This window comes from Faecalicatena orotica, from assembly GCF_003149245.1.
GTDB classification, from domain to species: Bacteria; Bacillota; Clostridia; order Lachnospirales; family Lachnospiraceae; genus Faecalicatena_A; species Faecalicatena_A orotica.
In genome coordinates this window covers 345618-361156 of the sequence record NZ_QGDL01000003.1, presented here as the reverse complement: position 1 = coordinate 361156, position 15539 = coordinate 345618, and the positions used below count along the sequence as shown (strand labels likewise).

17 protein-coding genes are annotated in these 15539 nt (G+C 41.9%); 14 read left to right on the top strand and 3 right to left on the bottom strand.

All coding sequences use genetic code 11. The annotated features are described in order from the left end of the window. Positions 1 to 21 precede the first annotated feature (21 nt). The 6 genes from thrS (at position 22) to A8806_RS07355 (ending at position 6497) form a co-directional block, all read left to right on the top strand. Complete coding sequence (gene thrS / locus A8806_RS07380) at positions 22 to 1947, top strand: threonine--tRNA ligase (protein WP_109730535.1); 1926 nt, start codon at positions 22 to 24, stop codon at positions 1945 to 1947. Positions 1948 to 2005: 58 nt separating this feature from the next. After that, positions 2006 to 2347, top strand: coding sequence for a DUF1540 domain-containing protein (locus A8806_RS07375; RefSeq protein WP_109730534.1), 342 nt, complete (start codon positions 2006 to 2008; stop codon positions 2345 to 2347). A 204-nt stretch (positions 2348 to 2551) separates the two neighbouring features. Continuing rightward, complete coding sequence (locus A8806_RS07370) at positions 2552 to 4033, top strand: AI-2E family transporter (RefSeq protein WP_109730533.1); 1482 nt, start codon at positions 2552 to 2554, stop codon at positions 4031 to 4033. Then, positions 4011 to 4931 (top strand): homoserine O-acetyltransferase MetA, encoded by a 921-nt coding sequence (gene metA, locus A8806_RS07365; RefSeq protein WP_109730532.1) that lies wholly within the window; start codon positions 4011 to 4013, stop codon positions 4929 to 4931. The genes A8806_RS07370 and metA overlap by 23 nt, the downstream gene beginning before the upstream one ends. Positions 4932 to 5145: 214 nt before the next feature. Beyond that, the gene (locus tag A8806_RS07360; protein ID WP_109730531.1) at positions 5146 to 5343 is read left to right on the top strand and encodes a hypothetical protein; all 198 of its coding nucleotides are present in this window, start codon (positions 5146 to 5148) and stop codon (positions 5341 to 5343) included. A gap of 122 nt (positions 5344 to 5465) precedes the next feature. Next, a complete protein-coding gene (locus A8806_RS07355; RefSeq protein ID WP_109730530.1) occupies positions 5466 to 6497 on the top strand; it encodes a hypothetical protein in 1032 nt (343 codons plus the stop codon). Positions 6498 to 6708: 211 nt separating this feature from the next. On the opposite strand, the gene A8806_RS07350 is transcribed toward A8806_RS07355, so the two are convergent. Continuing rightward, positions 6709 to 7245 carry a transposase gene (locus tag A8806_RS07350; protein WP_181368619.1) on the bottom strand — a complete coding sequence of 179 codons (537 nt, stop codon included), beginning with the start codon at positions 7243 to 7245 and terminating at the stop codon, positions 6709 to 6711. Positions 7246 to 7555: 310 nt separating this feature from the next. Between A8806_RS07350 and A8806_RS07345 the strand changes: the two genes are divergently transcribed. Both A8806_RS07345 and A8806_RS26115 read left to right on the top strand, forming a co-directional pair. Next, positions 7556 to 7849, top strand: a complete 294-nt coding sequence (locus A8806_RS07345) for a hypothetical protein (protein WP_109730528.1) — start codon at positions 7556 to 7558, stop codon at positions 7847 to 7849. A gap of 11 nt (positions 7850 to 7860) precedes the next feature. Continuing rightward, a complete protein-coding gene (locus A8806_RS26115; protein WP_181368618.1) occupies positions 7861 to 8004 on the top strand; it encodes a hypothetical protein in 144 nt (47 codons plus the stop codon). Between the two features lie 47 nt (positions 8005 to 8051). Here A8806_RS26115 and A8806_RS07340 read toward each other — a convergent pair whose 3' ends face one another. Next, a complete protein-coding gene (locus A8806_RS07340; protein WP_330405292.1) occupies positions 8052 to 8414 on the bottom strand; it encodes an MATE family efflux transporter in 363 nt (120 codons plus the stop codon). 130 nt (positions 8415 to 8544) lie between these two features. Beyond that, positions 8545 to 8712: a winged helix DNA-binding protein gene (locus A8806_RS26570; protein ID WP_242995982.1), complete on the bottom strand. Its 168-nt coding sequence runs from the start codon at positions 8710 to 8712 to the stop codon at positions 8545 to 8547. Positions 8713 to 8974: 262 nt separating this feature from the next. Between A8806_RS26570 and A8806_RS07330 the strand changes: the two genes are divergently transcribed. The 6 genes from A8806_RS07330 (at position 8975) to A8806_RS07305 (ending at position 15447) form a co-directional block, all read left to right on the top strand. Beyond that, positions 8975 to 10300 (top strand): ABC transporter substrate-binding protein, encoded by a 1326-nt coding sequence (locus tag A8806_RS07330; protein ID WP_109730527.1) that lies wholly within the window; start codon positions 8975 to 8977, stop codon positions 10298 to 10300. A 167-nt stretch (positions 10301 to 10467) separates the two neighbouring features. Then, positions 10468 to 11268 (top strand): carbohydrate ABC transporter permease, encoded by an 801-nt coding sequence (locus tag A8806_RS07325; protein WP_242995980.1) that lies wholly within the window; start codon positions 10468 to 10470, stop codon positions 11266 to 11268. Next, the gene (locus A8806_RS07320; RefSeq protein WP_242995978.1) at positions 11268 to 12101 is read left to right on the top strand and encodes a carbohydrate ABC transporter permease; all 834 of its coding nucleotides are present in this window, start codon (positions 11268 to 11270) and stop codon (positions 12099 to 12101) included. The genes A8806_RS07325 and A8806_RS07320 overlap by 1 nt, the downstream gene beginning before the upstream one ends. Positions 12102 to 12120: 19 nt before the next feature. Further along, positions 12121 to 12489 (top strand): hypothetical protein, encoded by a 369-nt coding sequence (locus tag A8806_RS07315; RefSeq protein ID WP_109730526.1) that lies wholly within the window; start codon positions 12121 to 12123, stop codon positions 12487 to 12489. Next, positions 12440 to 13909: a sensor histidine kinase gene (locus A8806_RS07310; protein WP_109730525.1), complete on the top strand. Its 1470-nt coding sequence runs from the start codon at positions 12440 to 12442 to the stop codon at positions 13907 to 13909. Before A8806_RS07315 ends, A8806_RS07310 begins: the two co-directional genes overlap by 50 nt. 32 nt (positions 13910 to 13941) lie before the next feature. Next, positions 13942 to 15447 (top strand): response regulator transcription factor, encoded by a 1506-nt coding sequence (locus A8806_RS07305; protein ID WP_181368616.1) that lies wholly within the window; start codon positions 13942 to 13944, stop codon positions 15445 to 15447. Positions 15448 to 15539 lie beyond the last annotated feature (92 nt).

The following is a 15539-nucleotide window of genomic DNA, read 5'->3' as shown; positions in this document are numbered from 1 at the left end:
TAGGAAAAGAGAGGAAAAAGAATGAAGATTACATTAAAAGATGGATCCAGCAGAGAATATGCAGAGAGCAAATCCGTAATCGAGATTGCGGCTGATATCAGCGAAGGCCTTGCAAGGGTCGCAACGGCCGGCGAAATCAACGGAGAAGTCGTTGACTTAAGAACGATGGTTGACCAGGACTGTGAACTGAGTATCCTGACATTCCAGGATGAGAAAGGAAAGGGCGCGTTCCGCCATACTGCGTCTCATATCTTGGCACAGGCAGTCAAGAGATTATATCCGGATACAAAGCTTGCGATCGGACCTTCAGTGGCAGACGGATTTTATTATGATATTGACAGAGAAACTCCACTGACTGCGGAAGACCTGACAAAGATTGAAGCCGAAATGAAAAAAATTGTAAAGGAAAATCTTCCAATTGAGCAGTATACGAAGCCAAGGGAAGAGGCTATCGCATATTTTAAAGAAAAAGACGAACCATATAAAGTAGAACTGATTGAAGATCTGCCGGAAGATGCAGTCATCAGCTTCTATTCCCAGGGAGAGTTTACAGACCTGTGTGCAGGTCCGCACCTGATGACTACGAAACCAGTAAAGGCATTCAAGCTTACAAGCCTTGCCGGCGCTTACTGGCGGGGGAGCGAAAAGAACAAGATGCTCCAGAGGATTTATGGCACGGCGTATCCAAAAAAGGCAGAACTGGATGAGTATCTGACCATGCTGGAAGAAGCAAAGAAGCGTGACCACAGAAAACTTGGGAAAGAGCTTGGACTTTTCATGATGAGGGATGAAGGACCGGGATTCCCATTCTTCCTTCCAAAAGGAATGGTTTTGAAAAATACCCTGCTTGATTACTGGAGAGAGATTCACTTAAGAAACGGCTATGTGGAGATTGCAACCCCGATCATGCTGAGCCGCCACCTCTGGGAGACATCAGGACATTGGGACCACTATAAAGACAATATGTATACAACGGTAATTGACGAGGAAGATTTTGCCATCAAACCGATGAACTGTCCGGGAGGAATTCTGGCTTACCAGTCAGAACCGCGTTCTTACCGCGACCTTCCTCTTCGTATGGGAGAACTTGGCCTTGTACACCGCCATGAAAAGTCCGGACAGCTCCACGGACTGATGAGAGTCCGCTGTTTCACGCAGGATGATGCCCATATCTTCATGATGCCGGAACAGATCCGCGATGAGATCAAGGGCGTTGCCAGACTGATTGACGAGGTTTACAGTCTGTTTGGCTTTAAGTACCATGTGGAACTCTCTACCCGTCCGGAAGACAGCATGGGAAGTGATGAAGACTGGGAAATGGCAACAGATGCCCTGCGTGGTGCGCTGGATGATCTGGGACTTCCGTATGTGGTAAATGAAGGAGACGGTGCATTCTACGGACCGAAGATTGATTTCCATCTGGAGGATTCCATTGGAAGAACTTGGCAGTGTGGTACGATCCAGCTTGACTTCCAGCTGCCGCTTCGTTTTGAACTGGAATATACAGGGGCCGACGGGGAAAAACACAGGCCGATCATGATTCACCGTGTTGCATTCGGTTCAATCGAACGTTTTATCGGTATTCTGATCGAACATTTTGCAGGAGCATTCCCGACCTGGCTTGCACCGGTACAGGTGAAGGTACTGCCGATTTCTGACAAATATATGGACTATGGCAAAAAAGTCATGGATACATTAGCTGCGGCGGGAATCCGGGCAGAGCTTGATACGCGTGCCGAAAAAATCGGATATAAGATCCGGGAGGCACAGATGCAGAAGGTTCCGTATATGCTCGTCGTGGGGGCAAAAGAAGAAGAGGACGGGCTTGTATCAGTCAGAAGCCGGTTTGAAGGTGACGAAGGCCAGAGCACACTGGATTCTTTCCTTACAGATATCAGGGAAGAAATCGCGAAAAAGACTGTGCGCGAAGTGAAAACACAGGAATAATTTCAGGACCGGCGGGGCATAATGATACTGATTTCATTAATAAGAAGGAGGTATGATCATGCCAGAATTAAAATGTACTGTACAGACATGTGTACACAATAAGCAGTTTTTATGTGACCTTGATAAAATTCAGGTAGGCGGAAACCAGGCTAAAACAGCAAGAGAAACATGCTGTGACAGCTTCCAGGAGAGAAAAGGGGACAGCGTTTCCAATAGTTATACAAACAGCTACAGCGATGTAACAGGAAAGGCTTCAGACTGCAGCTGCATCGACTGTAAAGCGACAGAATGTATGTATAACGACAACTGTGAATGCCATGCCGGTAAGATCAGCGTAGAGGGAAGCAATGCCTGTCATTGTGAAGGAACAGAATGTGCAACATTTAAGTGCAAAGGCTGAGAAGAGTAAAACGCTTGGTAAAAGTGGAGATTGAAAAAGCAGGTGCCGGTTTGAACCGGTATCTGCTTTTTTACGCAGTCCACCTATATTTTGTTTTTTCAGGAACAATATTCTTTCCCCGGAGTGATGCTTCATGGTTGACTATAATAAGCGGAACGCGCTATAATCATAATATCTGTAAAAAGGAAGGAATTGTATTAAAAAATGAGCGAATTAAAAGAAAGTCCGGAGAAAGAGCAAAAAAAAGAAAACAGCGGTTATTATGCGGCAAGACCTTCTTTTGGTAATAGCGGCCCGTCCAAGTTAAGGCAGAAGTTCAGCAGGGGGATGACAATTTTCGTTGTTATTGCTGCCTGTATTGTTTTTTATTTTGCCCTGCTTAGGCTTCCGGCCATATCCGGGGTATTTAAGGAAATATTCCACGTTCTGAAACCTGTCGTCTATGGTCTGGGGATTGCGTATCTTCTAAACCCTATTGTGAAATTTGTGGAAGCACACTTAAAGCCTGTTCTGGAAAAGAAATTAACAAAGCCAAACCAAATCCATGCGATTGCGCGGGGGACGGGAATATTTGCGGCCGTCGCGGTCCTGCTCCTAGTGATCATTGCCCTGTTTAACATGATGATACCAGAATTATACCGTAGCATCAGGGATATGGTGGTGACGGTTCCAAGTCAGCTGAACCAGCTTGTTGATACGATCATGGAGATGAATACGAAGAATACAACGCTGAATCAGCTGCTGACGAATATCCTGAAGGAAGCCACGGATTATGTCCAGAACTGGATGCGTACAGACCTGCTGACACAGATCAACATCGTGATGTCGAATCTGACCGTCGGTGTGATCAATATTGTCAGTGAAATACTGAATGCACTCATTGGGATTATTATATCGATTTATGTCCTGTTTAGTAAAGAACAGTTTGCAAGCCAGTGCAAAAAAGGGGTATATGCAATTTTTAAGCCCTCACATGCAAACATGATTCTTCATCTGACAATCAAGAGTAATGAAATATTTGGCGGGTTTATCATAGGAAAGATTATCGACTCTATTATTATCGGGGTTTTGTGTTTTATCAGCCTTTCTGTCTTAAACATGCCTTATACACTGCTCGTCAGCGTAATTGTAGGTGTTACAAATGTCATCCCGTTTTTCGGCCCATATATCGGAGCGATTCCGAGTGCAATTCTAATTATGCTGTCAGATCCGAAGATGGGAATTTATTTCATTATCTTTATCCTGATTTTACAGCAGCTGGACGGAAATATCATCGGACCAAAGATCCTCGGGGACTCCACGGGTCTTTCCGCTTTCTGGGTAGTGTTTGCAATCCTGTTAGGCGGGGGACTGTTTGGATTCGTGGGCATGATTCTGGGTGTTCCGACTTTTGCAGTAATCTACTATATTGTGAACATGCTGGTAAATCACAGACTGGAAAAAAAGAAGCTTCCTACGGATACGGGCTCTTACGGTGAGAGGAGTTTTGTAGATTCGGACGGGACATATGTACATTCTGATGACAATCCCGAAGTAGCGGAGCCCCGGGAACATTCAAAGGATAAGAAAGAGCCGGAAGATCAGGGGAATTCGGATGAACTAAATAATAGGAAAGAACAGAAGATAAAAGAACAGAAGACGAAAGAAGAAAAGGAGAATAAAGATGCCGATAAGAGTACAAAATGATTTGCCGGTAAAAGAAATACTGGAACAGGAAAATATATTTGTCATGGATGAGTACCGCGCTGCACATCAGGATATCCGTCCGATCAGTATAGGGCTCTTGAACCTGATGCCTTTAAAAGAAGATACAGAACTTCAAATTCTACGGTCCCTGTCTAATACGCCGCTGCAGGTGGATGTGACTTTTGTGCGTGTAGGCAGCCATGTGTCCAAGAATACATCAACGAGCCATATTTACAAATTTTATGAGGCGTTCAGTGATATCAGGAATAAAAAGTTTGACGGATTCATCATCACAGGGGCCCCGGTAGAACAGATGCCTTTCGAGGATGTGGACTACTGGGAAGAACTCAAGGAAATCATGGAGTGGACAAAAACCAACGTTACTTCAACACTACACCTGTGCTGGGGTGCACAGGCAGGGTTGTACTATCATTACGGGATTGATAAAGTAAAACTCCCGCATAAAATGTTCGGAGTATTCCGCCACCATGTCAGAAACCGTAAGATTCCACTCGTAAGGGGATTTGACGACATTTTTTATGCGCCTCATTCCAGACACACGACCGTACCGCAGGAACTTCTGGAGGCGGATGAGAGGATAACTATTCTGGCCGACTCAAAAGAGGCGGGCGTTTTCCTCTGCATGGCGCAGGAGGGGCGGCAGATTTTCGTCATGGGACATCCGGAATATGACCGCATAACACTGGATACGGAATATAAGAGGGATAAAGGCAAGGGACTGGATATCCAGGTGCCTGTCAATTATTATCCGGACGATAATCCGGAGAACAAGCCGGAATTGATATGGAGGGCACATGCGAATAATCTATATACGAACTGGCTCAATTATTATGTTTACCAGCTGACGCCTTATGATTTGTATGGGACGCCGTTTTAATAGGTGTCAAAACCCCGTGTTTTGGCGGTTTGCGAGGATTTTGGTTAGTCAAACAGAAAGATAAAAAATGGGAACGTTAGTTCTGGAAACGACATAAATTCTTATATTTTCTTATAAAATTTTACGCAAATGGCGTAAGAAAATATAAGTGGGTGAGACTGTATATGCGATGTAACTTACTAAAATAGTTTATCTAATTAAGGAGTAAATTATTATGGCACGTAGACCAAAATCATTAGAGGAACAAATATCATTAGCAGTCACTAAAAGAGATAAGGCAAAATTGCTATTAGAAGAATGTGAAAAAGAAATCCATTCTATTAACCAGCAGATAGAAGATCGAGAGTTGAATAATAAAGGCGCGGATTTATCCGTGCCTTTATTATATACTAAATATAGTGGAACGAATTGAAGCATATTAAAAATGATACAATATGTAGTACGGTAGTGGTTGAGTGGTCGGCAAGCTTGTGATAAAATAATAAAAGAAAATGTTTTAAGAAATTCAGCTTGCTAAATAGTATGGGGGGACAAATGGATAAATACGAAATCAACACTACATCTAATCAAATAAATGTTTATAATTCAACTTTAAATATAGTACCACCAGTAAATGCTTTACAAACATCATTGGCAAGTTCGACACTGGAATTAATAAACTCGACAATGAAAACATCTATGGAATCAGTAATAAGAGCGGCGACAGATGTACAAGTACTGTTAAAACCTGTGTGTGATATGTCATTGATGTATCAAAAAACTTTTAATAGCATTAGTTCAGCCATTTTAGAATTCACAAAAAAAATGTTCGATATTTCGTTCGATATAGTAAGACCTGTGGTGGAATCATTCAAAATTATACATGACGTTTCAGACAAAATATTATTCATGGAGATAGCGGACGAGATAGGTTTCCCGATATATTTAGAGGCGAATTCTATATTGAGATCAAAGTTAATAGATTCATATCGTGAAAATAATAATAGTTGTAATGTAGATAAAATGAAACAAATCATTATGGATTATTATGATGATGATTATATTGATGGGGTTCTTGAAAATATTAATAACGTATGTACATTTAATAATGCACGGATAGCTCTTTTATCAGAGGGAGTAGGGGCGTATAAACAAGGTTATTACGGGTGTGCTGGTTCTCTTTTTGCAACACAGCTTAGTGGTATGATTAGAGATTTATATGATAAATCTAATGGTGTTCTTGATCTCTCGTTTAGTGAAAAACAAGAAATAAAAGAAGTCTTTAAATTAGAAAACTGTAAAAATGATAGCGAAAAAGTAATGCTTGCACAAATAATCTCCATACAAGACGGAGGAATATTTACATGGTACAGAGTAATAGATTACTTTTTGGGTACGACTTATGGATCAGGAAAGAGATATATGTCTAAACAACCTAAAAGGCATATGATATGTCATGGAATTCAAACTAATTACAATACAAAAGAAATGAATTTAAAACTCATATTATGTATGGATATAATTACTGAACTAGCTTGGACAATAAAAGAGCAAGATGAAAACAGTAATGTGGTAGCGACTATATAGAATAGATAAATTAAGTAGCAACTGTATTTATGCAGTTGTTATATATTTTCTTAGAACAAGTGTTCCGATTTCCTGTTGACATTTATAATACGACATAGTATCATAACAATCTCATTTTTGGAAAAGATATGGCTCAAAGCCTTTATAATAAGGCCTTGAGCCAATTCGTCTATATAGGGTAAACTGGTTATTTTTGTATTCGGAAAATTTTTTAATAGCGTAAAAGACGGCGTACTTGAAGCTGGGTACGGTATTCTGATGTCGAAATCTTAAAAGTATCCTCAATCTGCGCAAGACCCCTGTATATTTTGCGCATTTCTAAATCAGTCATATCCAGTTCACTTGTGACAATAGAATAATAGCCATCATAAAGCTCCTGTTCCCGGATTTTTTCTTCATCTAATTCAAGTGTTTTCCCCTCCACAATCTCGCCGGTTGCTTTATCAAAAGAGAGATTCTTTACATAAGCTGCGCTTCCGGCAGAGGTTATCCTGTCATATTTTTTCGGGGATTTGATCAGGTCTTTTGCACGTGCAACCATAGCCTCCTTGTCCGCTTTTTGTTTTTTGGCATATTTATCAGAGTAGTAGGCCATTTGTTTCTGATCGACCCGGCCTGTTTTCTTGGAGGGCCTGTGGCTGTCTGCAAACTCCTCTTTCATTCGGTTTATTATCGGGCGCATATGTACCTTTTCGGATTCGTTTCCCGGGAAAAGATCATAGGCAAGGGGGATTCCGTTCCTATCCATCAGGAGCCCCATTTCTATGATGGGATCAGGGCGGTGGTTCTTCTCAGGGCCCCCCGATATCAAAGTAATAATTCGTGCAGTCGAAATAAGAAACCGACAGGTCGCGCTGGCAGACACTTCCCGAATGTTCAAAGATCCATTTCTGGAGTGCCTCTTGATTTTTGCAAGGATATCAAGTGCTTAATAAATATCGTCAAGACTGAATCCCATCACAATACCTTGATAATTTAATAGACTTTACATTTGCCAGTGTGGTATAATACATAACACAATAACCAAATCAATATATACGATGTAAGGAGGTAAGCGCATGACAGATAACGAGTTATTATTAGCACTGTCTGATATGATTGACAAAAAGCTTGATGCAAAACTAAAACCGATTGAAAATGATATTAAAGACATGAAAGGAGATATACATAAAATCAACCTATATCAAGAAAATATCATTAGTCCACGGCTTGAAACCATCGAATCATGCTACACAGATACATATCGGCGTTACAAAAATTATGCTGATAAAATGGAGACAGTTTTTGAAGATGTCGAATTACTTAAAAAAGTAGTCCGTGAACATAGCGCGAAACTCGAACAAGTATCATAAGGAGAGATGTCATGGACGAATTATTAAAAGCACGTGAAGACTTGTTGCAATCTGACGGCGAAAACAAAACAATTGTGATTAATTTAATTGACCGGCTCTTGGATTTAGAAAAGCAAGTTGCCGAATTAAAACAAAGGTTAGATAAATTATCATAACCAATCACATACATACCACGTAATCAAAGAGTGTAAAGCCTATTAAGTTAGCAGAACACCAGTACAGAAATCAGAATCCCGATGATGAGTGACAGAGAGAAGAGGTTGTTCAGGGTAAGATTTGCCTCACGTTCATCCCTTTCCCCCAGTTTGATGGCAGCATAGGCACCACCGCCGGAACCCGCCAGAGTTGCAAATGCCATTACGATGGTCATCATTGGAAAGGAAACCGTTGTTGCGGCATTTCCCAGATACCCGCCCCCCTGTCCTATAAAAATCTGGTCAACGATGTTATATACCGATTTGACCAGACAGGCAATAATTGAGGGAACGGAGAAGGACAGCAGCAGTTTTCCGACCGGCTCCGTTCCCAACGGGTTTTCTTTGGTTATCATTGTATTTTTACTCATATAAATTTAACTCCTTTCATTCAAACACCTCCACGCATTATCTGCCATTTTCCCAGGTAATTTTTCTGCCGCTTCACATTCTTCCGGTGTCATTCCATTCATCAGAATTTTATTCCATTCCTGACGGATACTATAGAGCTGTTCTATGATTGACCGCTTTCTCAGTCGTGTATAAAAGCCGGTACCGTTTATCTGCTTCGTCCGTCTCTACGCGGATGTAGCCATGTTCTGCCAGTTTCTGAATCCCTTTCGTAACAGTTCCCTTATCGAAATGCCCCAGCTGCGCGACTCCGTACATACTGATTCCTTCGTGTTCGTGAAACATACCAGAAAAGAAAGCTGCTAATTTAAAAAGCTCTATACAGATAGTTCAAGATAATTAATCCCAACGTTCATTTAATTCCATTTACTTATCATCAAGCGAAAGTTAAAATAAGACTATCGAAAACAACAAAAGTTCCGCGGACGGTGAACCAACAAGAGACAGGTAAACTTTCGTAATCGTTCAGACAGACCTGCCTGAACTGTTACAAATTTTCTGATAAGAGGAGGAAAGAGGAATGAAAAAAACGGTGATGAAAGCGACAGGCATCATTCTGGCGGTGTCCCTGTTAGCCGCTGGCTGCGGCTCATCAGGCGGTTCTTCGGAGGACGCGAAAAAGAACGATGGGGGAAAGAAAGAGAATGTGACACTGACGGTTGAGGCGAGTCAGGAAATAGTAAACAATATACCATATGCATTCAGCGAAGAGAATATAAAAGCCTTTGAAGAAAAATATCCGGAGATTAAGGTGGAGCTGGTACTGAACCCGGATGCACAGAATACGTCTATACTCCAGACGAAACTGGCTTCCGGACAGCCTTCGGATTTAATTTGTTACAATAAGGTTTCGGCAGAGAATGAACTCGAAATCGCAAAAAACTGTGTTGATTTGTCGGGAGAGCCATTTGTGGGGAACCTTGCGGATAAAGAGATATTAACGGCACCTGACGGAAACATTTATGGATTTGCTTTCGCAGTAAAAACAGGTGGAATGGGAGTTGTGTATAATAAGGACCTCTTTGAGGAGAAGGGGATAGAAATTCCAAAGACCTACGATGAATTTACCGCAGTGTGTGAGAAACTCAGTTCACAGGGGATCACCCCGTTTTATGGACCTTTTAAAGATGTGTGGACGTTTCAGATGTGGACGACTTCGACATGGGGGTATTACGCGGCAAAATCAGAGCCGGACCTTTGGGACAGGCTGAATGCAAATGAGATAGGCTGGGATGAGGTTCCTGCTTTACAGGAAAGTCTGGAAAAGGCCTACAATCTCTATAAAGACGGTTATATGCAGAGCACCGTCCTCTCAGATGACTATAATAGTATTCCGGCAGCCATGAGCAGCGGGGAGTATGCGATGACGGTAGGTTCCAATACGACAGTCAGAGATTTGCTGAATGCATATCCGGATATTCAGTTTGACATGTTTCCATATCCGGTGTATGAAGGCGAAGAGGAATACCTCACGATCAGCCAGCTGGATGCAGAATTTTTCATACCGAAAGATGCAAAACATATTGAGGAAGCAAAGAAATTCCTCGATTTTATGGCACAACCGGAACAGTGCGACACGGCCCAGAAGGCAGCCTCTTTTGTCCCGAATGTGAAAGGGGCAAAGGAACCGGAATTTGATGATTTTGAAGGCCGGCTGTACGAGGAATATAATAAAACAGGAAAGACAGTGCTGGAAATGAATGCCTATATGAAAGTGGATCTGAATGACCTCTGGGTATATTTCCAGGATATGTTCGCAGGAGCTAAGACACCCGAAGAAGTACTCTCAGCGTGGGATGCTACTTTCGAGGAATTGATGAAAGCAAAAGGGATAGAGAATTTCTAAATGTCTTAATAAATATCAGGCACCGGACAGTACGGTCAAAGTATTTATGATAAGTACTTTAAGGTGCCTTTTTCAGGAAAGGAATGGTACATGCAATGCGCCGGAACCGACATATATATACATATCTCCTGACCTTGCCTGCATTGCTGTTATTCGGGATTTTCTTTGTGGCTCCCAGCATTTATGGTATTTATTATTCCCTGACCGACTGGACCATAGGGAAAGATGCCATCAGTTTTGTAGGAATTGATAATTATAAAACTATTTTTCAAAGCAGTGAATTAAAACATGCAATATACAATACTTTCTTATATGCTGTTATTGTCGTAATCGGAAAGAACGTGAACGGACTTCTTCTGGCTCTGGCAGTGAATACAAAGATGAAACTCAGAGGATATTTCAGGGTCATTTTCTTCCTGCCCTGTGTCATTTCTACGATCATTATCGGGCTCGTATTCGTCCCTATCCTTCATCCGAATGGTATACTGAATGATTTTCTGGGGAATATCGGTCTGGGATTTCTGAAGCAGGGATGGCTGGTAGATACAAAGATCGTAATGATTTCCATTGCCGGGGTATCTATCTGGCAATGGAGCGGATACCATATGGTCGTCTATCTGGCAGGCCTGCAGGGCATACCTGAATCCTATTACGAGGCGGCCAAGATAGACGGGGCTACAGCCATGCAGCGTTTTAAGAGTATTACATTCCCAATGCTGGCGCCGGCATTTAACATTAACATGCTTCTGAGCCTGATTGGCGGGCTGAAAGTATTCAGTGAACCATATGCACTTACGAACGGGGGACCGGGGAATGCATCCCAGGTAATCGCGCTGGAGGTATTCTCAAAATTCGGAAGAGGGCAGTGGGGACTAGGGACGGCCCTGAATGTGACACTGGCAATATTTGTATCAATTATTTGCATCCCGGTACTGTATAATATGAGGAAAAGGGAGGTGGAAGAATAGTGAGTACAAGACATAAGGAACGTCTTATGAGGGTTGTGTTACAGGTGGTGATGATTCTTGTATCGCTGCTGATTCTTATCCCCCTTTTGATCATGCTGCTGGGAGCATTCAAGAATTCGGCCGAAGTGACGGCATTTGATCTGGCATTGCCTCAAAAATGGCTGTTTGAAAATTTCAAGGCGGTATTTGAACAGGGAAAATTATTGCTGGCTTTTAAAAACAGTATTTTTATTACCGTTATTTCTACCGGAATTACCATATTGGTCAGTTCACTGGCGTCGTTTATACTTGCGAGGAGAAGCAGCAGATTTTCCAGATTCCTGTATTATTTTTTCTTTATAGGAACCATCATACCGATGCAGATCATGCCTACAATACGACTGTTTACCGTACTGGATATTTACGGCGGCTATCTGAATGTCATTATTTTATATACGGCAATTAATATACCGTTCAGCTGCTTTCTGTATACCGGCTTTATAAAAGGGATTCCGCGGATTTTAGACGAGTCTGCATTTATAGAGGGGGCTTCTACATTACAGACTTATTTCCATATTATTCTCCCGCTTTTGAAATCCTGCAACATTACCGTACTGATTCTTTTATTTACAGGAATATGGAATGAAATTAATATACCTCTCTACTTCCTGAATGACCCGTCAAAGAGGACACTGCCGCTTTCTGTTTACCAGTTTTTTGGAATGTACGGCGGCAGCAACTGGAATCTTGTGTTTGCAGACCTGACGCTGGCAGCACTTCCCGTCATCCTGATGTTTTTGTTTATGCAGAAACAATTCATAAGCGGACTGACAGAAGGGGCCGTGAAGGGATAAGGAACAGGAGGAAAGCAGTATGAACTTTAAATTCAGGACCAAACTTTATGCCGTATTTTCAATTATCATTATATTTGCAGCTGCATCATTCAGTCTGTTTATCCGTATGCATATATTCAGACAGATTGAAGAAGAGACAACCTATAATGATATGCAGCTCTGCCTGAAGGTGTCTGAAAATGCAGACACCTATATTGAAAAACTGGATGACATTACAAAAAAATTAATCTCAGACCCGGGACTGCTGAAAATAATGAGGGATGTAAAAAGCAATCCGCAAGTGCTGACAGATTATGAGGAACTGAAGAGGGGCAGGGAAATCGCTTCGATTGTATCTAATGCGATTACCCTGCCCCTCATTTCCGCATGTAAATGTATATCTGTATAGTCAGGATGGCTCTTTTTCTTATGTATATAACCAGAATCAAAGTAATTTTGAGGCAGCGATTCAGACAGACGGTAATGCAAAGAAGCTGGAAAACAAAGAACTGGTTATCTATGCGGACAATGGAAGAACTGTGGAGGAAAACAGAGAGCCGTCGATATCCTTTATGAGGGCTATCTTTGATGTGGGTGCGAACCAGTATGGTTACATAGAAGTTCAGTCGGATTACAAAAAGCTGGACGAAATCTGTAACATCAATCGTATCGGAAATGTCATGCTTATGAACGACAGGGGAGATATTGTATATCCGTCAAGCCCGGTTACTGAAAATGTACAGCAGGTATTAAGCAGTAGTCCGGCGGATGAGAAAAATAGTATGTTCAGTGTGGGGGATCATATGTATTTCTATGCCGCCTCGGACTATTCCGGCATTAAGACATACATACAATATCCGAAAGATACCATTTATTCCTCTATGCGGCTTCTGCAGCATACAACCGTGATCTTCTTTGTTTGTGTAACACTGGCGGCAATATTAATGGTTGTGATTTCCTCAAGGATGCTGGTAAAACCTCTTTCGGATCTCCGCAATAGTGTTTTGGCTGTTACTTATGATAACATGGGGCTTTCGATTGAGAATGTATATAATAATGAAATTGTTGAACTTAAAGATGCTTTTCAGAAGATACTGGATGATCTGAAAATGAGCGCACAGAGGGAAATTGAGTCAAATAAGGCAGAAACGAGGGCAAAACTTTCCGCACTCCAGGCGCAGATTTCACCGCATTTCATCCATAATGTACTATATTCTATCAGCATCGCTGCGGGGGAGGAACGTACTGACGATGCCCGCATCATGTGTAAACAGCTCTCAGATATGCTGAGGTATACGGTAAATTCCAATGCGCACAAAGTGGAGCTGAGAGAAGAAATAAAATGTATTACAAATTATCTTTCACTGCAGAAGCAGTATTATGAAGATTTCCTAAATTACCATATAAATATACAGAAGGAAGCAGAAATAATAAAAATCCCGCGTCTGAGCATCCTGCCCTTTGTAGAGAATGCGATACAGCATGCATTTGAAGGCCGGAAGCCACCTTATCAGATTTCGGTTACAGCCAGGATATCGGAGGGAAGCTGGTCTGTCGAAATCGAAGATAACGGAAAAGGATTTTCAGAAGAAAAGATAAAAGAAATAGAGGACCGGTTTCAGGATGAAAGTCTGGCACTGGATGTGGAAACAAAAAGTGATGACGAACCGGGACTGGGAGGGATGGGAATATTAAATACGGTATTGCGCCTGAAACTGTTTTTTGAGGGGGAGTTTGAATTTCATATATTCAATCATGCGCCGGAAGAGGGCTCCACCGTCCGCCTGAGCGGCAGGTGTGATACGGGCGATGTGGAAAAACCTGAATAGTAACGGGAAGATAGCGGATGGGAGGAATGGGAATGTATAAATTTCTGGTGGCAGAGGACAGCAAAGTGATCTTAAGGGACATTGCCCGCCTGATAAAGGAAGCCGGTTATGACTCTTTTATCAAAACTGCATATGACGGGGAAACCGCATTAGAAATATTGAAAGATTATGAACCGGATATCATTATAACAGACATTAAAATGCCGGTCATAGACGGACTGACACTCATACAAAAGGCGAAGGCGATGTATGCAGGGGTGAAGTGCGTCATCATCAGCGGATATGCAGATTTTACATTTACCCATGAAGCCCTTATGCTGCAGGTTGATGATTACGTTATGAAACCAGTGGATGCAGTGGAGTTCAGGGATATTCTGAAAAAACTGACGAAGGAGGCAGACCGTCATAAAGTGCAGAAGGAAGAGGAGGTTTTGCAGAAAATCATTCAGGAAGGAATTTTAGTCAATGACAGACAGATCCCAGAACAGTATGTGGCTGCACTGATACGGGTAGGCTTTTTCCAACAGTATTCGGCACCGTTATCAAAGGAAATTGTCAGCGGAATTATGGAACAGAACTGTGCAGTTTCAGCTTTCAGGATTGTGAACACAAAATTAAACAGTGAGAAAATAGTGATATTTGATCTGGAACAAATCTCGGCAGAGCAAATCACAAAGCAGGCGGGTCTGCTACTGGCAGAACTGAGAAAGAAGTATACACGCGTCAACATTATCTGTTCCGTAAAGCTGAAGGACATCGGCAGCCTCAATACCCAGTACACTCGGCTTTCCAACCATCTTGGAAGGCTGGTTATGCTGGATGCAAGCAGGGTATATAAAGACGACGGTAATCCAGAAGAAAGAGGGGCGTATATCAGGCAGAAAGAGGAAATTGAGGTATTCCGGAAAAAAATGGAGCGGATTCTCAAAAACAGGGCAGTTCATGATTACCGGAAAGAAATCCATAAAAGTATCCTTTATTGGGAGGAAAAGCAGTATACGGTCGTGATACTGCGAAAATTCCTCCAGACGCTTCTGGATGAAATATTCATTGCAGCGGGTGGAAGTCTGGGACTGGCGGAAGAACCGGGAACACTTGCAGATAAAATGCTGAACGACTGTAGAAAGTATGAGGAATTAGAGGAGTGTCTGCAGGGATACGCAGATTTCTTGTCGGCGGGTAAAGAGGAGAGGAACGGGGTTTCCATTGAGATTGCCTGTAAACTGACAGAATACATGCAGACGAATCTCTACAAGAACCTGTCGCTTCAGGAAATCGCAGATTACTTTGAAATTTCCCCTTCCTATATCTGCAGAATTTTCAAAGTATATTACAACGATACCCCAATCAGTTATTATAACAGGATCAAAATCGAAGAAGCCAGAAAAATGCTGGATGAATACCAGAATATGAGGGTAAAAGATATAGCAGAGATGCTGGGGTTCAGTGACCAGTATTATTTCAGCAAGGTATTTAAACAACAGTTTGGCGTCAGTCCGCTCGTTTATAAAACACAGGTAAAGAAGGACGAAAATTAGCCCCATACGTTCAAAATATTCCCTCCTTCGAGTCTAGTATATTCCATTTACCATAAAACATTTCAGACGTATAATTTGTTCAAGAAACAGGA